Here is a 26,021-nt window from a genome sequence, read left to right as displayed (position 1 = left end):
AGCGCTGTGTTACCCGGCGTGCTGTTACCCGTCCGTAGAACTCGTCAGTAACCAATCTTGGACGAAAAACAGTGCTGGTTCTTATGCCACTCTTAGTACAGCGGGATGTCAGCCGGCGCCCTCCCCGGGGGAGCGCGCGGAGACCGTGATTCGACGGGGAATCGCCCACACCGACATACGAAACGAAGCCGCGACGACCGCGGCGACGAGCACGACAGGGAGATGCACAAGGTGACGATCCACGAGCACGACAGGCTTTCCACGGGCGACGGATCATGGCGCGGGGGCGCCAAGGGGACCACCACGCATGCGCTGGTTGACCGTCTCAACGCCGGTGAGCCCTATGCCGTGGCGTTCGGTGGGCAGGGCAGCGCCTGGCTGGAGACCCTCGAAGAGCTGGTCACCTCGGCCGGTATCGAATCCGAGCTCGCGACGCTGGCCGGCGAGGCTGAGCTGCTGCTCGAGCCCGTCGCAGACGAACTCGTCGTGGTCCGCCCGATCGGCTTCGAGCCGCTGCGCTGGGTGCGCGCGCTGGCCGCCGAGGAGACCGTGCCCTCGGCCAAGCAGCTGACCTCGGCGGCGGTGTCGGTGCCCGGCGTCCTGCTCACCCAGATTGCCGCCATTCGCGCGCTGTCCCGTCAGGGCATGGATCTGGCGGCCGCCCCGCCGGTGGCCGTCGCGGGCCACTCTCAGGGCGTGTTGGCCGTGGAGGCGTTACGCGCCAGCGGAGCGAAGGACGTTCAGCTGCTGGCTTTGGCCCAGCTGATCGGCGCCGCCGGCACCCTGGTCGCCCGTCGCCGCGGCATTTCGGTGCTCGGTGACCGCCCGCCGATGGTGTCGGTGACCAACGCCGAGCCCGAGCGCATTTACGAGCTGCTCGAAGAGTTTGCTCAGGATGTCCGCACCGTGCTGCCGCCGGTGCTCTCGATCCGCAACGGCAGGCGGTCGGTCGTCATCACCGGCACGCCCGAGCAGCTGTCCCGGTTCGAGCTGTACTGCGAGCAGATCGCCGACGCCGAAGCCGCCGATCGCAAGAACAAGAATCGCGGCGGCGCGGTCTTCTCACCCGTGTTCGATCCGGTTCAGGTCGAGGTCGGATTCCACACGCCGCGGCTGGCCGACGGCATCGACATCGTGGGCCGCTGGGCAGAGGCCGTCGGCCTGGACGTCGAACTGGCCCGAGCCCTGACCGACTCGATTCTCGTTCAGCAGGTCGACTGGGTCGAAGAGGTCACCGCTCTCGGCGACGCCGGCGCCCGGTGGATTCTCGACCTGGGGCCCGGCGACATTCTCACCCGCCTCACCGCCCCCGTCATCCGCGGCCTCGGTATCGGCATCGTGCCGGCCGCCACCCGCGGCGGCCAGCGCAACCTGTTCACCGTCGGCGCGGTCCCCGAGGTCGCCAAGCCGTGGTCGAGCTACGCGCCGTCGGTGGTCACCCTGCCCGACGGTTCGGTGAAGCTGTCGACGAAGTTCACCCGGCTCACCGGCCGCTCGCCGATCCTGCTGGCGGGCATGACGCCGACGACTGTCGACGCCAAGATCGTCGCCGCCGCGGCCAACGCCGGCCACTGGGCCGAGCTGGCCGGTGGCGGCCAGGTCACCGAAGCCATATTCGACAAGCGCATCGCGGAGCTCGAGACGCTGCTCGAGCCGGGCCGCGCCATCCAGTTCAACTCGCTGTTCCTCGACCCGTACCTGTGGAAGCTGCAGCTGGGCGGCAAGCGTCTGGTGCAGAAGGCACGCCAATCCGGTGCGCCGATCGACGGTGTGGTGGTCAGCGCCGGCATCCCCGATCTGGAGGAAGCCGTCGAGCTGATCGACGAGCTGAACACCGTCGGCATCGCCCATGTGGTGTTCAAGCCGGGCACTGTCGAGCAGATCCGCTCGGTGATCCGGATCGCGGCCGAGGTGCCGACCAAGCCGGTCATCGTCCACATCGAGGGCGGCCGCGCCGGTGGCCACCACTCGTGGGAAGACCTCGACGACCTTCTGCTCACCACGTACTCGGAGCTGCGTGGCCGCGCCAACATCACGGTCTGCGTCGGTGGCGGCATCGGCACGCCGGAACGCGCCGCGGAGTACCTGTCGGGCCGGTGGTCGGCGGTTTACGGCTACCCGCTGATGCCGGTCGACGGCATCCTGGTCGGCACCGCCGCGATGGCTTGCCTTGAGGCCACCACCTCGCCCGCCGTCAAGCAGCTGCTGGTCGACACCGTCGGCACGGATCACTGGGTCGGTGCCGGAAAGGCCGTGAACGGCATGGCATCCGGGCGCAGCCAGCTCGGCGCCGACATCCACGAGATCGACAACGCCGCCTCCCGTTGCGGCCGTCTGCTCGACGAGGTCGCCGGTGACGCCGACGCCGTCGCGCAGCGTCGCGAGGAGATCATCGCGGCGATGGCGGTCACCGCCAAGCCGTACTTCGGTGATGTGGAGGACATGACGTACCTGCAGTGGCTGCAGCGCTTCGTCGAACTGTCCATCGGCAACGGCGACTCGACCGCCGACACCAAGACCGACGACTCGCCGTGGCTCGACATCACCTGGCGGGACCGCTTCGCCGAGATGCTGCAGCGCGCCGAGGCTCGCCTCAACGCCGCCGACACGGGTCCGATCGAGACGCTGTTCGACGCGTCGTCGACCGACGGCGAATGGCTGCTGGAGAATCCGGACCAGGCCTTGCGGGCTCTTCAGGACCGCTATCCCGATGCCGGGTCGGTGCTGCTGCACCCGGCCGACGTGCCGTTCTTCGTCCAGCTGTGCAAGACACTGGGCAAGCCGGTCAACTTCGTTCCGGTCATCGACAAGGACGTGCGGCGCTGGTGGCGCAGCGACTCGCTGTGGCAGGCCCACGACGCCCGCTACACCGCCGACCAGGTGTGCATCATCCCCGGCACGCAGGCTGTCGCCGGCATCGACCGGGTCGACGAGCCGGTCGGCGATCTGCTCGACCGCTTCGAGCAGGCCGCTGTCGACGAGGTGCTGGCCTCGGGTGCGCAGCCTGAGCCGGTCGCCGCACGACTGCGGGTGCGCACCGACGCGACCGGGCCGCTGGCCATCGTGCTGGATTCGCCCGACGTGCTGTGGGCCGGTCGGACCGCCACCAACCCGGTGCACCGCATCGCGGCGCCGTCGAGTTGGCAGGTGCGCGACAACCGCACCGCCACAGATCATTCCACCGGTGCCCGGCTCGAGGTCACCGCGGACAACCGGGTTGTGCTGAGTGTCCCGCTGTCGGGCACCTGGATCGACATCGCGTTCACCCTGCCCGCAACCGTGATCGACGGCGGCATGCCGGTGGTCCGTACCGAGGACGCCGCGACCGCGATGCGAGCCGTGCTGGCCATCGCCGCCGGCGTCGACGGGCCGGATGCGCTGCCGCCGGTCGTCAACGGGTCCACCACGGTCACCGTGAGCTGGGACCCCGAGCGGGTCGCTGATCACACCGGCGTCACCGCGACGTTCGGCTCGCCGCTCGCGCCGACGCTGTCGACGGTTCCCGACGCGCTGGTGGGCCGTTGCTGGCCCGCGGTGTTCGCCGCCATCGGCGGTGCGGTCACCGACACCGGCTTCCCGGTGGTCGAGGGCCTGCTGAGCCTGGTGCATCTGGACCACGCGGCCCGGCTGCTCAAGCCGCTGCCCAAGGAACCCGCCCAATTGACAGTCACCGCAACGGCTTCCGTTGCCACCGACACCGAGGTCGGCCGGGTCGTGCCGGTGACGGTCAACGTCACCGACGCCAAGGGCATGATCCTGGCGGTCCTCGAAGAGCGCTTCGCCATCCGCGGCCGCACCGGCGCCAAGGAACTCACCGACCCGGTGCGCGCCGGGGGAGCGGTGTCGGAGAACGCCACCGACACCCCGCGCCGCCGTCGTCGCGATGTCACGATCGGCGCGCCGGTCGACATGCGTCCGTTCGCCGTGGTCTCCGGTGACCACAACCCGATCCACACCGACCAGGCCGCCGCGCTGCTGGCCGGGCTGGAATCGCCCATCGTGCACGGCATGTGGCTCTCGGCCGCGGCCCAGCACGTGGTGACCGCCACCGACGGCAAGCCCGCCCCGCCGGCCAAGCTGATCGGCTGGACTGCCCGCTTCCTGGGCATGGTCTCGCCCGGCGACGACATCGACTTCCGGGTCGACCGCGTCGGAATCGATTTGGGTGCTGAGGTTTTGGAGGTAACGGCCAAGGTTGGTACTGATCTCGTCATGAGCGCCACCGCCCGGCTGGCGGCACCGAAGACGGTGTACGCCTTCCCGGGGCAGGGCATTCAGCACAAGGGCATGGGCATGGAGGTGCGGGCTCGGTCCAAGGCCGCCCGCAAGGTGTGGGACACCGCCGACAAGTTCACCCGCGACACGCTGGGCTTCTCGGTGCTGCACGTGGTGCGGGACAACCCGACCAGCCTGATCGCCTCCGGTGTGCACTACCAGCACCCCGAGGGTGTGCTGTACCTGACGCAGTTCACCCAGGTCGCGATGGCCACCGTCGCGGCGGCCCAGGTCGCGGAGATGCGCGAGCAGGGCGCGTTCGTCGAGGGCGCGATCGCCTGCGGCCACTCGGTCGGTGAGTACACCGCGCTGGCGTGCGTGTCGAACGTCTACAAGCTGGAGGCGCTGCTGGAGGTGGTGTTCCACCGCGGCAGCAAGATGCACGACATCGTCCCGCGCGACGAGATGGGCCGGTCCAACTACCGGCTGGCCGCGATCCGGCCGTCGCAGATCGACCTCGCGGACGCCGACGTCAAGGACTTCGTCGCCGAGATTGCCGAGCGCACAAGCGAATTCCTGCAGATCGTCAACTTCAATCTGCGCGGCTCGCAGTACGCGATCGCCGGCACGGTACGCGGCTTGGAGGCGCTGGAGGAAGAGGTCGAGCGGCGCCGCGAGATCAGCGGCGGTAAGCGGTCGTTCATCCTGGTCCCCGGTATCGACGTGCCGTTCCACTCCGACGTCCTGCGGGTCGGCGTCGACGATTTCCGTCGGGCGCTGGAGCGTGTCATGCCCGCAGATCCCGACCCGGCGCTGATCGTCGGACGCTACATCCCGAACCTGGTGCCGCGCCCGTTCACCCTGGACCGCGACTTCGTCCAGGAGATCCGCGATCTGGTGCCCGCCGAGCCGCTCGACGAGGTGCTCGCCGACTACGACACCTGGCGCAACGAGAAGCCCGGCCAGCTGTGCCGCAAGATCGTGGTCGAGCTGCTGGCCTGGCAGTTCGCCAGCCCGGTGCGCTGGATCGAGACGCAGGACCTGCTGTTCATCGAGGAGGCGGCCGGCGGTCTGGGTGTCGAGCGCTTCGTCGAGATCGGCGTGAAGTCCGCGCCGACGGTGGCGGGCCTGGCCAGCAACACGCTGAAGCTGCCCGAATACGCCCACAGCACAGTCGAAGTGCTCAACTCCGAGCGCGACGCCGCCGTGCTGTTCGCCAGTGACGAGGACCCAGCCACGGACGAACTCGACGAATCGGCCCCCGAGGCCGAGGCGCCGGCCGAAGCCGTCGCGGCGGAGGCCGCACCGGCGGCCGCGCCCGCGGCCGCCCCTTCCGGTGGCCCGCGTCCGGACGACATCGGATTCGACGCCGGTGACGCCACGCTGGCGCTGATCGCGCTGAGCGCCAAGATGCGCATCGACCAGATCGAGCCGCTGGACTCGATCGAGTCGATCACCGATGGCGCGTCCTCGCGGCGTAACCAGCTGCTGGTCGACCTGGGCTCGGAGCTGAACCTCGGTGCCATCGACGGTGCCGCCGAGGCGGACCTGGCGTCGCTGAAGGGTCAGGTCTCCAAGCTGGCGCGCACCTACAAGCCGTTCGGTCCGGTGCTCTCCGACGCGATCAACGATCAGCTCCGCACGATCCTCGGCCCGTCCGGCAAGCGGCCGGCCGCGGTCGCCGAACGAGTCAAGAAGACTTGGGAATTGGGCGATGGCTGGGCCAAGCACGTCACCGCCGAACTGGCGCTGGGCACCCGTGAGGGGAGCAGCGTGCGCGGCGGCGCACTGGGCGGCCTGCACGACGGCGCGCTGGCCGATGCCGCCGCCGTGGACAAGGCGATCGACGCCGCGGTCACCTCGGTAGCTGCCCGCAAGGGCATTGCGGTGTCGCTGCCGTCGGCCGGCGGTGCCGGTGGCGGTGTGATCGACTCGGCCGCGCTGAACGAGTTCGCCGAGAAGGTCACCGGCCGCAACGGTGTGCTGGCCTCGGCTGCCCGGATGATGCTGGGCCAACTCGGCCTGGACAACCCGGTGACGGCCGATCCTGCGTCCACCGACGCCGAGCTCATCGACCTGGTGACCGCCGAGCTGGGCTCGGATTGGCCGCGGCTGGTGGCGCCGGCATTCGACGCCAGGAAGGCCGTACTGCTCGACGACCGCTGGGCCAGTGCGCGCGAGGACCTGGTCAAGCTGTGGTTGGCCGACGAGGGTGATATCGACGCCGACTGGCTCCGGCTCTCGGAGCGATTCGAGGGTGCCGGCAATGTCGTTGCCACTCAGGCCAACTGGTGGCAGGGCAAGGCTCTGGCGAGCGGGCGAACCATCCACGCCTCCCTGTTCGGCCGGATCGCCGCGGGTGCGGAGAATCCGGGCAAGGGGCATTACAGCGACGAGGTCGCGGTGGTCACCGGCGCGTCCAAGGGCTCGATCGCCGCATCGGTGGTCGCCGGTCTACTCGACGGCGGCGCGACCGTGATCGCGACGACGTCCAAGCTCGACGACGACCGGCTGGCCTTCTACAAGGCGCTCTACCGCGACCACGCTCGCTACGGCGCGTCGCTGTGGGTGGTCCCGGCCAACATGGCCTCGTACTCCGACATCGATGCGCTCGCCTCGTGGGTCGGCAGCGAGCAAACCGAAAGCCTTGGGCCGCAATCGATCCACCTCAAGGATGCGCTGACCCCGACGCTGCTGTTCCCGTTCGCCGCGCCGCGGGTGTCCGGCGATCTGTCGGAGGCCGGTTCGCGCTCCGAGATGGAGATGAAGGTCCTGCTGTGGGCCGTGCAGCGGCTGATCGGCGGGCTGTCGTCGATCGGTGCCGAGCGTGATATCGCCTCACGCCTGCACGTGGTGCTGCCCGGTTCACCGAACCGCGGCATGTTCGGCGGCGACGGTGCCTACGGTGAGTCCAAGTCCGCGCTGGACGCGGTGGTCAACCGCTGGAATGCGGAAACCTCGTGGGCGCAACGGGTCAGCTTTGCGCACGCGCTGATCGGCTGGACCAAGGGCACCGGCCTGATGGGGCACAACGACGCCATCGTCGGCGCGGTCGAAGAGGCCGGCGTCACCACCTACACCACCGAAGAGATGGCCTCGATGCTTCTCGATCTGTGCTCGGTGGAGGCCAAGGTCGCGTCGGCGAACGTGCCATTGAAGGTCGACCTGACCGGTGGACTCGGCGACGTCCAACTGGACATGGCCGAGCTGGCCGCCAAGGCCCGCGAGGAGATGACCAACGAATCAGCGGATTCGGCTGCCTCCGAGCCGGCGACGGGCACCATTGCCGCCCTGCCGTCACCGCCGCGCGGCTACATCGCGAACACGCCGCCGGCATGGCCTGACCTCGACGTCGACCCGGCCGACCTGGTTGTTATCGTCGGCGGCGCCGAACTCGGTCCGTACGGCTCGTCGCGCACCCGCTTCGAGATGGAGGTCGACCAGGAGCTGTCGGCAGCGGGCGTACTCGAATTGGCCTGGACCACTGGCCTGATCGTGTGGGAGGACGACCCGAAGCCGGGTTGGTACGATACGGCGACCGGTGAGATGGTCGACGAGGCCGAGCTGGTCGAGCGCTACCACGACGCCGTCGTCGAAAGATGTGGCATCCGCGAGTTCGTCGACGACGGCGCCATCGATCCCGATCACGCCTCGCCGCTGATGGTCAGTGTCTTCCTGGACAAGGACTTCAGCTTCGTGGTGTCCTCGGAAGCCGATGCCCGTGCGTTCGTGGAGTTCGATCCCGAGCACACCGTCGCCCGGCCGGTGCCGGACTCCGGTGACTGGGAGGTGATCCGCAAGGCGGGCACCGAGATTCGCGTGCCGCGCAAGACCAAGCTGTCGCGGACGGTGGGAGCCCAGATTCCGACCGGCTTCGACCCGACGGTCTGGGGCATCAGCCCGGACATGGCCAGCTCGATCGACCGGGTGGCGCTGTGGAACATCGTCGCCACCGTCGACGCGTTCCTGTCTTCCGGCTTCACCCCGACCGAGCTGATGCGCTGGGTGCACCCGAGCCTGGTGGCTTCCACCCAGGGCACCGGCATGGGCGGTATGACGTCGATGCAGACGATGTACCACGGCAACCTGATGGGCAAGGCCAAGCCGAACGACATCCTGCAGGAGGTTCTGCCGAATGTCGTTGCCGCGCATGTCATCCAGTCATACGTGGGCAGCTACGGCTCGATGATCCACCCGGTCGGCGCGTGCGCCACCGCGGCGGTGTCGGTCGAGGAGGGCATGGACAAGATCCGGCTCGGCAAGGCCGAACTGGTGGTCACCGGTGGCTTCGACGACATGACGCTGGAGGCCGTCATCGGCTTCGGTGACATGGCGGCCACGGCTGACACCCAGGTGATGCGGGCCAAGGGCATCAGCGACTCGAAGTTCTCGCGCGCCAACGACCGTCGGCGGCTCGGCTTCCTGGAAGCTCAGGGCGGTGGCACCATCCTGCTGGCGCGCGGTGATCTGGCGCTGAAGATGGGTCTGCCGGTGCTGGCGGTGGTGGGCTACGCCCAGAGCTTCGGCGACGGCGTGCATACCTCGATCCCCGCTCCCGGGCTGGGCGCACTGGGTGCCGGTCGCGGCGGCAAGGACTCGCAGCTGGCCCGTTCGCTGGCCAAGCTCGGTGTCGGCGCCGACGACATCGCGGTGATCTCCAAGCACGACACCTCGACGCTGGCCAACGATCCCAACGAGACCGAGCTGCACGAGCGGCTGGCCGACTCGATGGGCCGTGCCCCCGGGGCTCCGCTGTTCATCGTCAGCCAGAAGAGCCTGACCGGGCACGCCAAGGGCGGGGCGGCGGTCTTCCAGATGATGGGGCTCTGCCAGATCCTGCGCGACGGTGTCATCCCGCCGAACCGCAGCCTGGACTGCGTCGACGACGAGCTGGCCACCTCAGGACACTTCGTGTGGCCGCGGGAGACCCTGCGCCTCGGCGACAAGTTCCCGCTGAAGGCGGGTCTGGTCACCAGCCTCGGCTTCGGTCACGTGTCGGGTTTGATCGCGCTGGTGCACCCGCAGGCCTTCCTGGCCTCGCTGAGCGAGCAGGAGCGGGCGGACTACACCAAGCGGGCGCACGAGCGGGTGCTGGCCGGTCAGCGTCGACTGGCCTCGGCCATCGCCGGTGGGCGGCCGATGTACGAGAAGCCCGCCGATCGCCGGTTCAATCACGACGAGCCGGAGAAGCGTCAGGAGGCGGCGATGCTGCTCGACCCGGCATCCCGTCTCGGCGATGACGACCTGTACGTGCGATAAAGTCGCGGCGTGGCAATAGTCGGAGTGGGGCTCGACGTGGTCTCCATCCCCGATTTCGCGGAGCAGGTCGATCAGCCGGGAACGGTGTTCGCCGAGACGTTTACGCCAGGTGAGCGCCGCGACGCCGCCGACAAGAGCTCGGTGGCGGCGCGGCACCTGGCGGCTCGGTGGGCCGCCAAGGAGGCGGTCATCAAGGCCTGGTCGGGCTCGCGCTTCGCGCAGCGTCCGGTGTTGCCGGAGGGCATCCACCGCGACATCGAGGTCATCACCGATATGTGGGGCCGGCCTAAGGTCCGCCTCACCGGCGACATCGCCAAGCATCTGGCCGAGGTCACGATCCATGTGTCGCTGACCCACGAAGGGGACACTGCCGCCGCGGTGGCCATCCTGGAGACTCTCTAACCGCGAGCAGACGCACACTCGCACGATTCGTCGTGAATTCGTGCGAGTGTGCGTCTGCTCGCGCTCGGGTTAGCCGCTCTGGTGGGTGATCTGGATCAGGTTCCCGCAGGTGTCGTCGAGAACCGCAGTGGTCACCGGTCCCATGTCTACTGGTTCCTGGGTGAACCGGACGCCGAGTGCGTCCAGCCGCGCGAACTCGGCGTGGACGTCGTCGACGGCGAATGAGGTGAACGGGATGCCGTCGGCAGCCAGTGCCTCCTTGAACGGTTTGACCGCCGGGTGGCCGTCCGGCTCGAGGACGAGTTCGGTGCCGTCGGGATCGTCCGGCGACACCACTGTGATCCAGCGGTGTTCGCCCATCGGGATGTCGTGCTTGGCCGTGAAACCGAGGATCTCGGTGTAGAACCGCAGTGCTTTGTCCTGGTCGTCGACGAGCACACTCGTCAGGTTTATTCGCACGGTCATTCCTCGGCTTTCCTCAGCCACCGCTCGACGATTGGTGCTATCGGTGCGGTGTCGATGTAGTGGTACTTGTAACGACCTGAGCGCCTCGTCTCGACGAGGCCCGCGGTCTCGAGCATGTCGAGGTGCTGCGAAATCGCCTGTCGTGACGAGCCCAACCCGTGCTTGGTCGCCAGCCGGGCGCAGATCTCGAACAGCGTCTGACCATTTCGGTCGGTCAGCTCGTCGAGGATTTTCCGGCGCGTGGGGTCCGCCAAGGCCTTGAAGACGTCGCCCACGCGTCGCAGAATATGCAAGTGTTTGCTTGCCTGTCAACGGCGGCGTGCTGCTCCCGCTAACGTCGTTGGCATGAGCGATCTCATCGAACGCGTGCGGGCGGTGCTTCCCTCGGTGCGGGCCGATCTGGAGGATCTGGTCCGCATCCAATCGGTGTGGGCCGACCCGGCCCGGCGTGAACAGGTGCACCGTAGCGCCCAGGCCGTCGCCGACCTGCTCAAGGGGGCGGGCTTCAAGCAGGTCGAGATCGTCGCCGAGGGCGGTGCTCCCGCGGTGATCGCACACCATCCCGCACCGCCCGGTGCGCCGACGGTGCTGCTGTACGCCCACCATGACGTCCAGCCCGAAGGTGAGGCGTCACAATGGGATTCGGACCCATTTGAGCCGACTGAGCGGGACGGACGGCTCTACGGCCGGGGCACCGCCGACGATAAGGCCGGCATCGCCACCCACCTGGCGGCCTTCCGCGCGCACGACGGGAACCCGCCGGTCGGCGTGACGGTTTTCGTCGAGGGGGAGGAGGAGTCCGGCTCGCCGTCGCTGGGCCGGCTGCTGGCCGCCCACAAGGACAAGCTGGCCGCCGACGTCATCGTGATCGCCGACTCGGACAACTGGACCTCCGAAATCCCGGCGCTGACAGTGTCATTGCGCGGTCTGGCCGACTGCGTGGTCGAGGTCGCCACACTCGACCACGGACTGCACTCGGGGCTGTGGGGCGGGGTGGTGCCCGACGCGCTCAGCGTCCTCATTCGTCTGCTGGCCAGCCTGCACGACGACGACGGCAACGTCGCTGTGCACGGCCTGCACGAGACGACTGCGGCCGACGTCGACCGCGGACCGCAGTGGGTGCGCGCCGAGTCCGGACTGCTCGACGGGGTCCATGAGATCGGCTCGGGCCCTGTGGCGCAACGTATGTGGGCCAAGCCGGCGATCACCGTCATCGGCATCGACACCACACCGATCGGCAAAGCGTCCAACACACTGATTCCGCGCGCGAGCGCCAAGGTCAGCATGCGGGTCGCTCCAGGCGGGGACGCCGTGGCCCACCTGCACGCGTTGCGGCGGCACCTCGAGCAACACGCACCCTGGGGCGCGCACGTCAAGGTCATCCCCGGCGATGTGGGCCAGCCGTACGCGATCGACGCCAGTGGCCCGGTCTACGACGCCGCGCGGACCGCCTTCCGGGAAGCCTGGGGCGTCGACGTCGTCGACATGGGGATGGGCGGCTCGATCCCCTTCATCGCCGAGTTCGCGACCGCGTTCCCCGACGCCACGATCCTGGTCACCGGAGTCGAGGACCCGGGTACGCAGGCGCACAGCGTCAACGAGAGCTTGCATCTCGGGGTGCTGGAGCGCGCCGCTACCACGGAGGCGCTACTGCTGGGGAAGCTCGGCGAGCGCTAGATTCGGCGGGCAGGAGCGAAGCGACTCGGGGAACTAGATTCGGCGGGCAGGAGCGAAGCGACTCGGGGAACTAGACCGATATGTCGCGGCGCAGTTTGGCGACATGGCCGGTCGCCTTGACGTTGTACTGGGCGAGGGCGATCTTGCCCTTCTCGTCGACCACGAACGTCGACCGGATGACACCCTGCACGGTCTTGCCGTACATCTTTTTCTCGCCGTAGGCGCCCCATGCAGTGAGGACCTTTTTGTCGGGGTCGGACAGCAACGGGAACGTCAGCTCATCGCGCTCGGTGAACTTAGCCAACTTCTCGGGCTTGTCGGGGGAGATGCCGATGACGTCGATGCCTGCGCCGTTGAGTTCGGCCAGACTGTCCCGGAAGTCGCAGGCTTGCTTGGTGCAGCCGGGGGTCATCGCGGCCGGGTAGAAGTACACGATCACCTTGCGGCCTGCGAAGTCGGACAGCTTCACGGCCTTGCCCTCGGCGTCGAGCAGGCTGAACGCCGGCGCCTTGTCTCCGACTTCGAGGCGTGCTGTCTCGGTCACCTACTGATCCCTTCATCTACCGGTGCATCGGGGTTAGCCCGGGTTGATCTAGGGTAGTTCGGCAGGGCGGCAGTTTGGAGGACGGAAGTGGCGGACCGGGATCCCGAGGTCATCAAGGCCGAGATCGACCAGGCGCGCGATCGGCTGGCGGTCACGGTGGACTCGCTGGCCGAGCGCGCCAACCCACAGCGCATCGCCGACGACGTCAAGTCGGCGCTGCTGCGCTTCGTCAAGAAGCCCCCGGTGGCCGCGGCGCTGGCCGGAGTCGGCGTGGTGACCATCGTCTTGGTGGTGCGCCGTATTCGTAACGGCTAGGTCGCCGGATCAGCCGCCACAGCCGAAGCGGCAGCAGTCCGATCAGCGGCGCGCGCTTACCGACTGCGTCGCTGTCTCGTCGGTTGAACGCCGTCGCGTAGCGATCGGCATCTGCCGCGCTCGGATAGGTCTTGTGACCGGTTGTGCCGCAATTTCTTTCGCATGCCCACCGCAGCACCGGACCTTCGGCGGTGAACATGATTCGATGGCCCAGCACCCGGCAGGTCGCGCTCACCGCTTCGCCTCGTCGGCCGCGGTGAGCGGTGCCGCGATGTCCTCGAGCTGACGCCCCTCCGCCTTCACGCCCCAGGCGAGTTCGACCAGCCCGCCGATGGCCATCACCACCGCGCCGATCAGGAACGCCACGGCCACCAATCCGCGCTCACCTGACCCGATCAGCTGACCGAACAGCAGCGGACCGGTGATCCCGCCGATCGCGGTGCCGACGGCATAGAAGAAGGCGATGGCCAGCGCGCGGGTCTCCATCGGAAAGATCTCGCTGACGGTCAGGTACGCCGCGCTCGCGCCCGAGGAGGCGAGGAAGAAGGTGACCACGAGCACGGCCATGAACAACCACAGGCCGCCGGTCTGCGCGACGAACACCGCAGTGAGCACGACGGTGATCACCGCCGACCCCAGATAGGACAGCGCGATCATCGGCTTGCGTCCCACGGTGTCGAACAAGCGCCCCAGGATCAATGGCCCGGTGAAATTGCCTGCCGCCCAAACGATGAAGAAGGCCGGCACGATTCCGGACGAGACCCCGTAGAAGCTGTTGAGCAGGGTGCCGAGGTTGAACGTGACCGCGTTGTACAAGAACGCCTGTCCGATGAACAACGCCAAGCCGAGGACCGCGCGCTTGGGGTAGCGGGTAAACGCCACATGCGCGATCTCGCGGAAGCCGATGGTGTGGCGCTGATGGATGGTCAGCTCACGATCCGGCTCGTCGAGATCCGCACCGGTGCGGGCGACCACGTCGCGTTCGATGTCGTCGACGATGCGTTCGGCTTCTTCCTCACGGCCATGGATGAACAGCCAGCGCGGGCTTTCCGGAACGTTGCGGCGAACGAGTAACACCACGAGACCGAACGTAGCGCCAATCCCGAATGCCAGTCGCCAGCCGAGGTTCAGCGGCACCCAGTCTCCGTTGAGCAGGACCAGCGAGCCTGCAGCACCCAACGCCGCGCCAAGCCAGTAGGACCCGTTGATGGCCAGGTCGACTCGGCCGCGATTGCGTGCCGGAATCAGTTCGTCCACAGCGGAATTGACTGCCGCGTATTCGCCGCCGATACCCGCGCCGGTAAGGAAGCGGGTGAGGAAGAAATACCAGGGCGCGAATGAGAACGCCGTCGCGACAGTGGCCGCCAGGTAGAGACCGAGCGTCAGCAGGAACAGCTTCTTGCGGCCGAACCGGTCGGTGAGCTGACCGAACACCAGCGCGCCGAGGCAGGCGCCAACGACGTAGATGGCGGCGGCGACGCCGATCTGCCCGGCGGTGATCGCCAGTCCGCTGCCGGGTTCGGTGAGACGCGCCGAGACGTTGCCGACCATCGTGACCTCGAGGCCGTCGAGCACCCATGCCGAACCCAGGCCGATGACGACCCGCCAGTGAAACTTCGACCAGGGCAGGCGGTCCAGTCGCGCGGGAACGTTGGTCGTGATCGTCTTGGTCTGTCCGCCTATGGTCATCGTCGGCTCCCTGGAATTCGTGGGTCGAGCAGGAAGGTGAGCAGGACCTCGGACATCGCCGGGATTGCGTCGACGGCGACGACCTCGTAGCCGTGCGTACTCAACGTCGGCAGGCACAGCAGTCCCGCGCGTGCCGTCTGGCCAGCCGAAAGCGAGTGCGAGGCATCGGATTCGAAGGCGCCGAGGACCCCGGCCTGCGGGGCCAGGCCGAGCTCGGTGGCGATGTCCATCAGGCGGTCGGCGAGGGGTTTGTCGTAGACGCTCTGCTGATCGCTGTAGCCGACGATCGGGCCGCCGGTGACCGATGTCGAGTATTCCTTTTCGGTGGGGCCGACCTCGAGGGCCAGAGTGATCTCGCCGGGCAGTGTGCGACTGGCGTAGGTGCCGCCGATGCCGCCGATCTCCTCGTTCACCGTGCCGACGAAGTAGATGTCGCGTGCCGGTCGCCGTTCGCCCTCATGCAACAGCCGGGCGGTCTCCAGCATCGCGGTCAGGCACGCGCGGTCGTCCATGAAGTAACTGCCCAGGAACTTGCCGAGCTCGAAGAGGATGCGCTTGCCGCCGTCGATGCACACCCGGGTGCCGGGCCGGACACCGGCGGCCGCGAGTTCCGCGGTGGTGCGGCCGGTGAAGACATAGACGTGACTCCAGTCCAGTGACTTGTCACCCTGATCCGGCTTGGTCTCCCAGATCCGCTGGCTCTCCGCAGTGGTGTGCTCCGAGCCCAGGGTGAGCACGCCGGGCAGCGTCGTGTGATTCCCCAGCACCGCCACCGGACCGAGGCCGAAGTTTCCCGGATACATGGTGCCCAGCTGGGTCACGTGGAGGGATCCGTCCGGCTCCACCCGCTTCACCAGCATGGACAGTTCGTCGAGGTGGGCCATCACCCGGATCGGACCCAGCTCGTCATCATCGCCGGTGCCGCGGACCAGGCCGACCAGGTTGCCGGCGTCGTCAACCCACACCTCGTCGACCAAGGGTTCGAGTTCTCGACGGCAGATGTCGCGGACGGCGTCCTCTTGGCCGACCGGACCATAGGCCGAGAGCAATTCTTGCAACAGCGGGCGGTTCAGCCGGGCTTCGGAGGTGATTCCGCTGTTGGTCACGAGCCCTGATTTACCCCGGAGTTAGCCGGATCATGCCCACGACGAAAACCCGAAGAACTCGTCTACATGGGAGTCGGGGCGGCCGCGTGCTGAATGAATCCGGGTCGATCGTCGACCCTAGCGGCGGCGCAGCCAATCGCTGAATGAGCGGCGCAAGCCGGGGGGATTGGCCGTCAGACCGAGTCGGCCGCAGCTATGCACATGCAACGGGGTCACCGGTGCGGGTGCTTGCGGAGCTACCTCGCCATGGGAGCGGTGAACGAGGTCTTCCGGTTTCATACGGCTAAGTCCTCACATCGTCACTGGACCCTTGGTCCGTTGGCGGCTGCTGGTCAGTGCAGCTAACATCGACTATAACACCGCACGTGACATAAGTGCAGCGCAAAGCGCTACTTTTCGCATTCGATGAGGCTGCCGGTTATCTATCTTCGAGCGTTTTCGCTGGTCAGTCGGCTGGCTTCATCTTTTGCCCAGCAGATTCACAGCGATGCATCTCACAGCAGGCGTCACCCGGTGCCTCCGACACCTCCGGCAACGTCACAATTGCCGATCAGGGCAACAGAATGGGCAGCCGCTCCCAGCCCCGCACGGTGGACGTCGGAGCGAGTTTGGCACCTGCGTAGTCGATGTCCCATTCGGGGAAGCGGTTGAGCAGCTCGTCGAGCGCGACCCGACCCTCGAGGCGGGCCAGGTTCGCGCCGAGGCAGTAATGCACACCCTTGCCGAACGTGAGATGGCTGATCGTGTCGCGGTGGATGTCGAACGTGTCGGGGTTGTCGTAGCGGCGTGGATCACGGTTGGCCGCGCCGAACAGCAGCAGCATCGCGCTGCCGGCAGGGACCGTCGTGCCGTAGCACTCGAAGTCCCTGATCACGTATCGCCCGACATGCGGCCCGGTCGGTTCGAAACGCAGGGTCTCGTCGATCGTGCGGTTCAGCAGCGAGCGGTCGTTCCTCACGTCGCGGCGCTGGTCGGGGTGCTCGGCCAGGACCTTGGCCAGCCAGCCGATCAGCCGGCCCGTCGTCTCGTTACCTGCGCCGGCCACGACCTGGGTGTAGTGCAGCACCTCTTTCCGCGTCAGCTTGCGGGTCACGCCCTCGTCGTCGGTGAACTCGACGTTGAGCAGTGCGGTCATCAGGTCGTCCGACGGGTTGTGGGACCGCCACTCGACGTAGTCGGCGTAGATGCGCCCATCGGCGATACGGTCGGGATCGGCGACCTTCATCGGGGCGCCGGGCTTGGTGCGCAGGTTGGCATCGTTGGCGTCGCGCACCGAAACCTGTTCCGACTCAGGGATTCCCAGTAGCATCCCGATCACCCGCATCGGCATCATCGAGGCCAGTTCGGCGATGATGTCGAAGCCGCCGGACCCGACGAGCGGATCGAGGCAGCCGATGCAGTACCGGCGGATCTGGTCTTCGATCTCGGCCATCCGCCGCGGGGTGAACACCCGCGACATCAGGCCGCGCAACTGGGTGTGGGCGGGCGGGTCCTGGAACATCATCACGCCGCCGGGCATGTCGAAGTCGGACTTGATCAATTCCAGGATGTCGCTGCGGCTGTTGGAGAACGTCTCCCAGTTCGACAGCGCGGCCTCGACGTCGGAGTGCCGTGACAGTGTCCAGAAGTCGTGGCGTTCGTTGTGGTAGATCGGCGCCTCGTCGCGCAGGCGGGCGTACACCGGATAGGGGTCGGCGACGATGTCGACGTCATAGGGGTCGTAGTAGACGGTGTCGTTCGCAAGCGCCATGATCCATCCCCAGGTGTGGCCCGACGGGCGCTGAGCGATCGCTCAAACTCTCGGGTGGTGCCATGTTTAGCAGCCCTGGCGAGGGGCGGTCAAGGGATGCCCTCAGACGAAAACGACGCCGGGGTTCAGGATGCCGGCGGGGTCGAAGCCGGCCTTGATCCGCTGCATCAACGCCAGCTTGGCCGGATCCTCCAGCTCGCAGAAGTAGTCGGCTTTCGCTCGCCCGACGCCATGCTCGCCGGAGATCGCCCCGCCCAGCGACATGGCAAAAGCGAAGATCTCGGTGAGCAGCTTCTTGCGGAGTGCTGGGTCCTTGCAGAACAGCACGCCGTGCACATTGCCGTCGCCGGCGTGCCCGCACCCACTCATGCCGACCCCCTCGGCCAGCGCGATGTCGCGGGCCCGGCGGAGGAACTCCGGCATCGCCGCCCGGGGCACGACGACGTCGATGATGTCGTCGGCGCCGATCGCCTTGGCCGTCCAGAACACGTTCTCGCGTGCCACGATCAGTCGGCGCGCCGAATTTCCCTGCAGCACATAGGCATCCAAGGCGCCCCAGTCGCTGAGCAGCGCGCCCAGCGTGGCGGCGTCGTCATCGAGGCGATCGGTGTGGTTGTTCTCCAGGGCGACGACGAGGTAGGCCGCGCACGTGTCTCGGATCTGCGCGGGGATCCCCAGTTCCAGCTTCTCGGCGTTGACGATCGCGGCCATCACGACGTTGTCGATGTATTCGACGATCGTCGGGTTCAGTCCGCTTGAGATGAGCTTCGGCACGGCGGCCATGACCTGGTCGAAATTGTCGAACGGTGCCAGCACGGTGGCGCTGTGCGCCAGCCGGGGCACCAGTTTGACTGTCACCTCGGTGGCCAGGGCCAGCGTGCCCTCCGAGCCGATGATCAACTGGGTGAGGTCGTAGCCGGTGGAGATCTTCGACATCTTCCCGCCGGTGCGGATGATTTCGCCGGTCGGTAACACGGCCTGCAGGCCCAGCACGTTGTGGCGGGTGACTCCGTATTTCACGGCCCGCATACCGCCGGCGTTGGTTCCGACGTTGCCACCGACGCTGGAGGACAGCTCGCCCGGATAGACGGTGTAACTCAGTCCCACCCGTGCGGTCTCGGCGTCGAGCTCGGTCAGCGTGACGCCCGGCTGGACCACCGCGACGTGATTGTCGGTATCGATCTCCAGGATCGAGTTCATCCGCTCGAAGGAAATCAGCAGCCCGTCGGCGACCGGTTGGGCTGCACCGGACAGGCCGCAGCCCGACCCGCGCGCGGTCACCGGAACGCGGTGTGCGGTCGCGGTTTTCAGCAGCCCAGCGACCTCCTCGGCGGTGGCGGGCTTGGCGACATAGGCGGGCCGCTGCGGTGTTATGGTCAGCGCCTCGTCGTGGCCGTAGTCGTCGGTGATGGCGTCACCGGTCAGCAGATGGCTGTGCCCGACGATGTCGGAGAAGAGCGTCGCCAGGTCGGGCATGTTCTAGACGCTAGCCGCAGGGCTCAGAATCGACAGCTCGCCTGGGAAGATCGTCAGCTGGTAGATGGTGCCGTCGGGTCCCTGAGCGAGCTTGACGGTGCTGCCGGCGACGGCGTCGAACGTCGTCTCTCCTACCAACGTCGAGAAGTCGGAATTGAACGTCAAATTCTTGATCCAGCCCCGGATGTAGTCGGCGATGAACACCGTGTTCTGGTAGCTCGGACCGAAGGCGGTACCGGTGTAGTACAGGACCGAGGTGATGGCCGCATTGCCGGTGGAATGGTCGTAGGTATAGATCGGATTGGTGGAAGTGCAACTGGCGCAGACACCTTCGGCGCCCGGCCATCCGTAATCGCCGCCCTTGGTGATGAGGTCCAGCTCTTCGACGGCATTGTTGCCGACGTCGCCGGCCAGCAACCGGCCGTCGGGAGTGAATTCCAGTCGGAACGGATTGCGCAGGCCGTAGGCCCAGATCTGGGGCACGGCGCCCTGGCTGTTGACGAACGGATTATCTTGCGGTGCAGAGCCGTCCGTCGGGTTCAGCCGCAGGATCTTGCCGTGGATGTTGGACAGGTCCCGGGCGTTGGTGCCGACGGTGTTGTCACCGATGCCCCAGTAGAGCTTGCCGTCGGGGCCGAACACCAGTTCGCCGCCCTGGTGGTTGTTCGCCTCCACATCAACTGAACGGAACAGCGGCTTCACCGAATTGGGGTCGATGCCATCAGCGGTGACGGTGTAGCGCGACAGTTGGTAGTGCGCATCGGTGGTGGTGTACGCGACGTAGATGAAGCCGTTGTCGGCGAAGCTCGGGTCCGCGGCGATGCCGAGCAATCCGCGTTCGCCTTCGGTTCGCGTCGGCAGCACGAGGAGGGGGTCGGGGCGCAGCGCGCCGTTTTCATACACCCGAATGGCGCCGGCTTTTTCGGTGATCAGGATGCGGCCATCGGGCAGGACGACGAAATCGGTGGGGCTGGAAAGGCCCGAAGCGATTGGTGTGCGCTCGAATACGGGCGGCCCGGTGGGTGTGGTCCCGCACGCCATGATCGCGGCGTAGGTCCGTTCAGCGAAGCGTTCGACGGCCTGTACCACCTGCTTGACCACCGGCTGTGCGGCGATCTGCTCGATCGCACCCTCGGCTTGCTTGCGCACCCAGGCCAGCACGGTCCACGCGCCGAACGGGTCGGGTGGCGGCGGCGGGATGGTCGGTGGCCGCAGCTCGGACGCGAAGAGGGCGCCGTAGGTGGCGACGGTCTTGAGCAGGTTGCAGGCGCATGCGGTTACGTCCGAGACGATCGAGTTCGCCGATCTGGCCGGTGCGACAGGCGTGGCGTGGGCGGCTCGTGGGCGTGGAGTCGTGGTGACGGTGGTCGACTGGTTCGGCACCACGGTGTCGGGGGCCCTACGTGCGGTGGCGGACTGTGGTCGAGGGCGTGGGGCGGCCTTGCCGGTTCGGGGCGCATGCGATGCCGTCGATCCGGAGCCTGCCGCAGTGTCGGCCACCGCGATACCGGGGGAGGACAGCAGCGCCCATCCGAAGGCCAGCGTGATGGCGATGATGCCAATGCGCACAACATATTTGGTGTGCACCATGGGTGCCCCCCGGGACGGTGGTCAGAGAACTGACGGCTGCGCTGATTCTGTCACTGCAGGCCGGGCGCGAGGAGGGCTTTCTGTGAAGTCCCTGCATACGCCAAGAGCCCCGCCGAGGCGGGGCTCTTGCTGCTGTGCGCCGTCAGGGTTTCGAACCCCGGACCCGCTGATTAAGAGTCAGCTGCTCTACCAACTGAGCTAACGGCGCGTGAACCGCGTCAGCGACAATAACAAACACCACTGCCGAACATGAAATCCAGCTGGCGGCCTGAGTCGAGCTGCTGATCTGCGTAGTCGCCACCAGCCTAGGCGTTCCCTTAGACTATTGCCAAACATTCCCAGCGTTCGCACAGCTAGCAAGATTGAGGGCGTTATGTGGCAGGTCGGCACGGTGAACCGGCCGCGGTCTCGGACCCGGCTGGCTGCCCTTGCGATCCTTCCCGCCCTGCTCATCGGGCTCAGCGGGTGTAGTAGCAGTGAACCGGCGCCTGCGCCGGTGAAGGTCATTGCCGACAAGGGCACGCCCTACAGCGACCTGCTCGTCCCGCAGCTGACGGTGTCGGTCAAGGACGGTGCGGTCGACGTACCGCTCGACCGTCCGGTTTCGGTGAGCGCCAGCGGCGGCGTGCTCGGGTCGGTGACGATGGTCAGCGAGTCCGGCAAGCAGGTGGCCGGCACGCTGAGCCCGGACGGCGTGACGTGGTCGACCAGTGAGCCCCTGGGCTACAACAAGAGCTACACGCTGAGCGCCCAGTCGCTGGGTCTCGGCGGCGTGACGACCGAAAAGCTGACCTTCGAGACCCAATCGCCGGAAAACCTGACCATGCCGTACCTACTGCCCGGTGACGGTGAGGTCGTCGGTGTCGGTCAGCCGATCGCAGTGCGCTTCGACGAGAACATCCCCAACCGTGCAGCGGCCGAACGCGCGATCAAGGTGACCACCAACCCTCCCGTCGAGGGCGCCTTCTACTGGCTCAACAACCGCGAGGTGCGTTGGCGTCCAGAGAACTTCTGGAAGCCGGGCACCACCGTCGACGTCCAGGCCAACACCTACGGTGTCGATCTCGGCGACGGGTTGTTCGGTCAGGAGAATCTGACTTCGCGCTTCACCATCGGCGACGAGGTGATCGCCACCGCCGACGACGACACCAAGCAGCTGACCGTCCGGCGCAACGGCGAAATAATCAGGACCATCCCGATCTCGATGGGCAAGAGCAGCACACCGACCAACAACGGTGTCTACATCATCGGCGACCGGTTCTCCCATCTGATCATGGACTCATCCACCTACGGCGTTCCGTCCAACTCGCCCAACGGGTATCGCACCGAGGTGGACTGGGCCACCCAGATGTCCTACAGCGGCATCTACGTCCACTCCGCGCCGTGGTCGGTCGGAGCGCAGGGCTACTCCAACACCAGCCACGGCTGCCTGAATGTCAGTCCGAGCAATGCACGCTGGTTCTATGACAACACCAAACGCGGCGACATCGTCGAGGTGCACAACACCGTCGGCTCGACCCTGCCGGGCACCGAGGGCCTCGGGGACTGGAACATTCCGTGGCAGCAGTGGAAAGCGGGAAACGCCAACGCCTAGAGCGGTTGGTTGAAGGCTCGCACGAACGACAGCACCCGGGGCGACAGGTGTGGGGGAGTCCACAGTTCGTGTGTGGACCCGGGCGCAGATTTCAAGGCGTCTACGCCCTTTTGGCCACCGAAACGGACGATCAGATCTTTGACGGTCGCGACGTCATCGGCGACGGTCGGATACATGATTTTGTCGATCTGCGCCTGTAGGGCATGCATCTTCGGTTGGATCGCTTTGATCATGTCCAGCACGCTCGGATCGCGGGTCATCACCGCCAGCTCGCTGGGCGCGAGCAAGTTCGAGTTCGGCTGATCGGCGCGCAACGCCATGTATTGACGGTCGAGGTGGACGTCCACATGCGGCTCGCCGAGCCGGCGCCCGGTGAATTGGTATCGCAGTGCGTCACCGTCCTGGTGTCGCATCCACTGGTGTAGCTCGCTCAGCCAGCGGTAGTCGAACGAGGACCGCTTCAAGTCGTCGAACAGCGCACGGACCGCCTCGGCCTGCCTGCTGCTGTGGCCGAAGGCTTTGACCGCGTTCTCGATCGATTGCTCCTGGTGGTCGTGCAGCGCGCCGGTGACCGAGGTCAATGCCGCTCCGATCTTGCGCCGGCGCTCCTCGGTGATGCCTCCATCGAACGTGGTTCCGTGGGTGGTTTGTAGATCGAGCACGATCCCGGCCACCACATCGGACAGAGTGTCGATCTCGACAGTGATGTGCTGCAACAGGTCTCGGTTCACCATCGTCCGCAGTCGGCCGTACGCCTCGCGATACCGCTTGTTCTCCGCGTCGGTGAGTGCACAGACCTTGTCGAACATGATCCCGGCGTCCACCGTCGGCCGCGCCCCGGAGGCTTGCAGGCTGGCCACCATTTCGGTGCGGCGGGCGTCGATCTCGTCGGCCGGTGGCGGACCCTCCTCTAGCCAGCGCCGGCACTCACGCCGGAGCGCGCCCAGGCAGTGTCTGAGCGAGGCGTGCACCGCCTCGAGGGTCATGCGGTCGCGGACGTCCGCCGTCCGGTAGTAGTCGAGCGTCGCCGACGTCATCGCGTGTGCCAGCGCCTGGAGGGCGCCGAGGACCACCAGGACGGCGGGGTCGGCCACCGGCGGAGGATCGCTGGCCGCGGCCCCCTGCCAGATCTCCCAGGCCTCGGCGCAATAGTCGAAGGGGTCGTCGGCGTCGATCACATCGAGGGCGGCATAGAAGGCATCGAGCCGGTTGGACCAGACGTTCAGACGTTCGGCGTCTGCCGCGAACCCCCCAGGTTCGCGGATTGTGGAGTGACCGTCCACCCTGCAACCCTCCCCCAGCTAAGTGGTGCAGTTATTACTCGACGGTAACTCATGTTCGAATAATTGTCCCGCTTAACTGCGTCAAGCAGACGAAATCTTTACCGTTTCGCTGTCTCGACGGGTGAGATCAACGCTCGTCGGGCACACATAGCAGGGAATTGAACCGCTGGTCACAGAGGACGTCGATGCAGTCCGCCCAAGGGCGGAATTACTTCGTTGGCGCTATGCCGAAAGCTGGTTACCGAACCGCGTGGCAACCTGCAATCCGGTCATCGCGACGGCGCTCCTCGCCTTGACCGCGGTAGGAGCTGGCAAACCTTCATGCCGCCACCGTTCGTACTCACGACGAACCCCGTCAAGCCCCTCGAGCAGCGATGCATGGACAGTCGAAAGCGTCGGCCGATCTGTGCCCGCGGGGGTTCTGTGCTGACCCTGGGGCTCGGGCGTCATCGCCTCGGCCAACACCTCAAATACGCCCAGCACAAGAAGCATTGCCGGATCGGTGACCGACGGTGGATCGGAGATTGCTGCGCTCTCCCAGATGTCCCACGCATCCTCGCAGAAGGTATGCGGGTCGTCGGCGTCGATGGCATCGAGCGCTGTGACGAAGGCGTCGAGTCGATCGGCCCATGCAGCTAGTTGCCGCGAACCTTCGAATTTAGCGAATCCGTCAACACTCATCTCTCGGGTCCCTTCGCGAAGATGCGTCCCCCGAGACGCCGGACATTGTTGGGCGGTATACCCAGCGGGCAGGTTTTTGAATCATCAATGTTTGCCATGATCCCGCGGGCGGAACAAAGTCAGGTAACCAGCCCTGGCCGCGACCGGCGTGGAGCTGCCGGGCCCGGACCGCGGTGGCGCTCTCAGTGGTGCGGGATGTAGCGGCCCAAAGCCCAGCTTCTCTTGCCGGGCGGCTCCATCACATCGACCCGTTCACCGTCTTTGAACATTTCTTCTTGGCGGACGACTCCCGCGGCGATGGCTTCGGACCAGGCCCGCATGGGACCTTCACCCCATTCGAGCCACGGCGTCAAATCGTCCATGACCACGGCCGTTTTATCGGTGCAGAACTCACGCATATTGGCGATGTCGGCCTTGGCCACCTCGTACTCGTGACCGCCGTCGATGAAGGCGATGTCGAAACGCATGTCGGAGTTCTGGGCCTTGTAGTCGGGGACTGTCTTGGTCGAGTCCCCGAGGACCAGCGTGTGCCTGCCCGGGAATGTCTTGTCGATCAGCTTCTTCGCCGTCCGCGTGTATCCGTGCTCGCCGAGGTCGAAGGAAACCACGCGCGTGTCCGGGGCGGCGCTGAGGAAGGCGTAGGTCGAGAATCCGGCATTGAAGCCGATCTCGCCGATCACGCGAGCGTCGGTGCGCGACACCAGGTTCGCGAGGTACAACAACTCATCTGCGGAAGACGATCCCTCTACCAGACGGCGGCCGCGCAGCCAGTGGTGCATCAAGAGCCCTCGACGCATCCGCTTCACGTCCGCCAGTGTGATGGCCCCAGAGCGCGTTTTCGGCTCGCCAGTTGTCATGTGTCTGTGCCCCCCACGGTCGGAAATCGGTGAACGAAGCGTGCCGTTCCCTCCACCGCGTGTCTCACGACACGGCGAAGAGTTGATGTAACCCCCCCGCCGCCACACTACAACTCCTCGTTACGCCGGTGTCACCACCGCGACACGGCTCAGACGTAACACAGCGGCGATGAGATAGCGGAGGGCCGTGGGCGGGATAGCTCAATGTTTTGCCGGCCGCCGCGGTCCGGGCTGGCCGCTGCAGCGGCGTCAGAGCAACCGTGCACAAAAAAGTCAGGGAGCCGAAATGGCTCCCTGACTGGTAGGGGTGGCTGACGGGACTCGAACCCGCGACAGCCAGGATCACAACCTGGTGCTCTACCAACTGAACTACAGCCACCATCGCCGCGGACCGTCCGAAGGCGGAAGCAGCGTCGTCGATACTAGCTGTTGTCGGGCACTACAGCCGAATCTGTTTCGTCCGGCCCGTCGATCTCGCCCGCGGCGGCAGCGATTTCGCTGGTAGACGGCCCCGGCTGAGGCACGAACGCGGTGCGACGGTAGTACTTCAGCTCGCGGATCGATTCCCGAATGTCGGCCAGTGCGCGGTGGGCGAGGCCCTTTTCCGGCTGCCCGTAGTAGATCCGCGGATACCAGCGCCGGCACAGCTCCTTGATCGAGCTGACGTCGATCATGCGGTAGTGCAGGTAGTTGTCCAGCGTCGGCATGTCCCGGGCGATGAAGCCGCGGTCCGTGGCGATCGAATTGCCGGCCAGGGGCGCGGTCTTGGCCTGCGTCACGTGGGAGCGGATGTAGTCCATGACGATTTCCTCGGCGGCCGGCACGTCGATGACCGACGCGCGGACCTCCTCGGTGAGTCCGGACCGGCTGTGCATCTGGGCAACCACCTCGATCATGCCGTCGAGCGCCTCGTCGTCGGCGTGAATCACAACGTCGATGCCCTCACCGAGGACGTTCAGCTCGGCATCGGTCACCAGGGCGGCGATCTCGATGAGCTTGTCGGTCCGCAGGTCGAGCCCGGTCATCTCGCAGTCGATCCACACCAATTCTTCACGCACAGCGCTCAACCCTAAGCCCCCGGCGGCAAGTAGTGTCGTATGGCCATCACCCGAGCGACG

The 26,021-nt window shown here is 66.6% G+C and carries 17 protein-coding genes and 2 tRNA genes; 5 read left to right on the top strand and 14 right to left on the bottom strand.

Annotated elements, in window-relative coordinates; genetic code table 11:
• Positions 1–231: 231 nt before the first annotated feature.
• Together AB431_RS21210 and AB431_RS21205 are read left to right on the top strand one after the other, a co-directional pair.
• Positions 232–9,474, top strand: coding sequence for a type I polyketide synthase (locus AB431_RS21210; RefSeq protein WP_047333667.1), 9,243 nt, complete (start codon positions 232–234; stop codon positions 9,472–9,474).
• A 9-nt stretch (positions 9,475–9,483) separates the two neighbouring features.
• Positions 9,484–9,876: a holo-ACP synthase gene (locus AB431_RS21205; RefSeq protein ID WP_047331585.1), complete on the top strand. Its 393-nt coding sequence runs from the start codon at positions 9,484–9,486 to the stop codon at positions 9,874–9,876.
• Positions 9,877–9,945: 69 nt separating this feature from the next.
• Here AB431_RS21205 and AB431_RS21200 read toward each other — a convergent pair whose 3' ends face one another.
• Both AB431_RS21200 and AB431_RS21195 read right to left on the bottom strand, forming a co-directional pair.
• Positions 9,946–10,335: a VOC family protein gene (locus AB431_RS21200; RefSeq protein WP_047333666.1), complete on the bottom strand. Its 390-nt coding sequence runs from the start codon at positions 10,333–10,335 to the stop codon at positions 9,946–9,948.
• 2 nt (positions 10,336–10,337) lie between these two features.
• The gene (locus AB431_RS21195; RefSeq protein ID WP_047331584.1) at positions 10,338–10,616 is read right to left on the bottom strand and encodes a helix-turn-helix transcriptional regulator; all 279 of its coding nucleotides are present in this window, start codon (positions 10,614–10,616) and stop codon (positions 10,338–10,340) included.
• A gap of 70 nt (positions 10,617–10,686) precedes the next feature.
• On the opposite strand from AB431_RS21195, the gene AB431_RS21190 reads away from it, so the two are divergent.
• A complete protein-coding gene (locus AB431_RS21190; RefSeq protein ID WP_047331583.1) occupies positions 10,687–12,018 on the top strand; it encodes a dipeptidase in 1,332 nt (443 codons plus the stop codon).
• A gap of 70 nt (positions 12,019–12,088) precedes the next feature.
• Here the strand turns inward: AB431_RS21190 and bcp are convergent, their stop codons facing one another.
• Entirely contained in the window at positions 12,089–12,562 is a 474-nt protein-coding gene (gene bcp / locus AB431_RS21185) for a thioredoxin-dependent thiol peroxidase (protein WP_047331582.1), read from the bottom strand.
• 87 nt (positions 12,563–12,649) lie between these two features.
• Here bcp and AB431_RS21180 point away from each other — a divergent pair, with 87 nt between their 5' ends.
• A complete protein-coding gene (locus AB431_RS21180; RefSeq protein WP_047331581.1) occupies positions 12,650–12,877 on the top strand; it encodes a DUF3618 domain-containing protein in 228 nt (75 codons plus the stop codon).
• Between the two features lie 231 nt (positions 12,878–13,108).
• Here AB431_RS21180 and AB431_RS21175 read toward each other — a convergent pair whose 3' ends face one another.
• From AB431_RS21175 to AB431_RS21150, 6 genes are all read right to left on the bottom strand, one after another.
• Complete coding sequence (locus AB431_RS21175; protein ID WP_047331580.1) at positions 13,109–14,566, bottom strand: MFS transporter; 1,458 nt, start codon at positions 14,564–14,566, stop codon at positions 13,109–13,111.
• The gene (locus AB431_RS21170; protein ID WP_047333665.1) at positions 14,563–15,657 is read right to left on the bottom strand and encodes a M42 family metallopeptidase; all 1,095 of its coding nucleotides are present in this window, start codon (positions 15,655–15,657) and stop codon (positions 14,563–14,565) included. Before AB431_RS21170 ends, AB431_RS21175 begins: the two co-directional genes overlap by 4 nt.
• Before the next feature lie 565 nt (positions 15,658–16,222).
• Complete coding sequence (locus AB431_RS21165) at positions 16,223–17,422, bottom strand: cytochrome P450 (RefSeq protein WP_047331579.1); 1,200 nt, start codon at positions 17,420–17,422, stop codon at positions 16,223–16,225.
• A 102-nt stretch (positions 17,423–17,524) separates the two neighbouring features.
• Positions 17,525–18,898 carry an FAD-binding oxidoreductase gene (locus tag AB431_RS21160; RefSeq protein WP_047331578.1) on the bottom strand — a complete coding sequence of 458 codons (1,374 nt, stop codon included), beginning with the start codon at positions 18,896–18,898 and terminating at the stop codon, positions 17,525–17,527.
• A gap of 3 nt (positions 18,899–18,901) precedes the next feature.
• Positions 18,902–20,488, bottom strand: a complete 1,587-nt coding sequence (locus tag AB431_RS21155; RefSeq protein ID WP_235435723.1) for a sorbosone dehydrogenase family protein — start codon at positions 20,486–20,488, stop codon at positions 18,902–18,904.
• Positions 20,489–20,623: 135 nt separating this feature from the next.
• Positions 20,624–20,696: transfer RNA gene (locus tag AB431_RS21150), tRNA-Lys, on the bottom strand.
• Positions 20,697–20,861: 165 nt separating this feature from the next.
• On the opposite strand from AB431_RS21150, the gene AB431_RS21145 reads away from it, so the two are divergent.
• On the top strand, positions 20,862–22,082 hold the full coding sequence (locus tag AB431_RS21145; protein ID WP_047331577.1) for an Ig-like domain-containing protein: 1,221 nt from the start codon (positions 20,862–20,864) through the stop codon (positions 22,080–22,082).
• Here the strand turns inward: AB431_RS21145 and AB431_RS21140 are convergent.
• The 5 genes from AB431_RS21140 to orn all read right to left on the bottom strand — a co-directional run bounded on the left by AB431_RS21140 (position 22,079) and on the right by orn (position 25,961).
• Positions 22,079–23,365, bottom strand: coding sequence for a hypothetical protein (locus tag AB431_RS21140; protein ID WP_052960357.1), 1,287 nt, complete (start codon positions 23,363–23,365; stop codon positions 22,079–22,081). The two genes, AB431_RS21145 and AB431_RS21140, sit on opposite strands and share 4 nt — an antisense overlap.
• A gap of 222 nt (positions 23,366–23,587) precedes the next feature.
• Complete coding sequence (locus tag AB431_RS21135) at positions 23,588–24,046, bottom strand: hypothetical protein (protein WP_047331576.1); 459 nt, start codon at positions 24,044–24,046, stop codon at positions 23,588–23,590.
• Between the two features lie 182 nt (positions 24,047–24,228).
• Positions 24,229–24,843, bottom strand: coding sequence for a class I SAM-dependent methyltransferase (locus AB431_RS21130; RefSeq protein WP_235435953.1), 615 nt, complete (start codon positions 24,841–24,843; stop codon positions 24,229–24,231).
• A 366-nt stretch (positions 24,844–25,209) separates the two neighbouring features.
• Positions 25,210–25,282, bottom strand: a tRNA-His gene (locus AB431_RS21125).
• A 43-nt stretch (positions 25,283–25,325) separates the two neighbouring features.
• Complete coding sequence (gene orn / locus AB431_RS21120) at positions 25,326–25,961, bottom strand: oligoribonuclease (protein ID WP_047331575.1); 636 nt, start codon at positions 25,959–25,961, stop codon at positions 25,326–25,328.
• Positions 25,962–26,021 lie beyond the last annotated feature (60 nt).

It is taken from the genome of Mycobacterium sp. EPa45, assembly GCF_001021385.1.
Classification (GTDB): Bacteria; Actinomycetota; Actinomycetes; order Mycobacteriales; family Mycobacteriaceae; genus Mycobacterium.
This window is presented reverse-complemented; position numbering and strand designations above follow the sequence as displayed.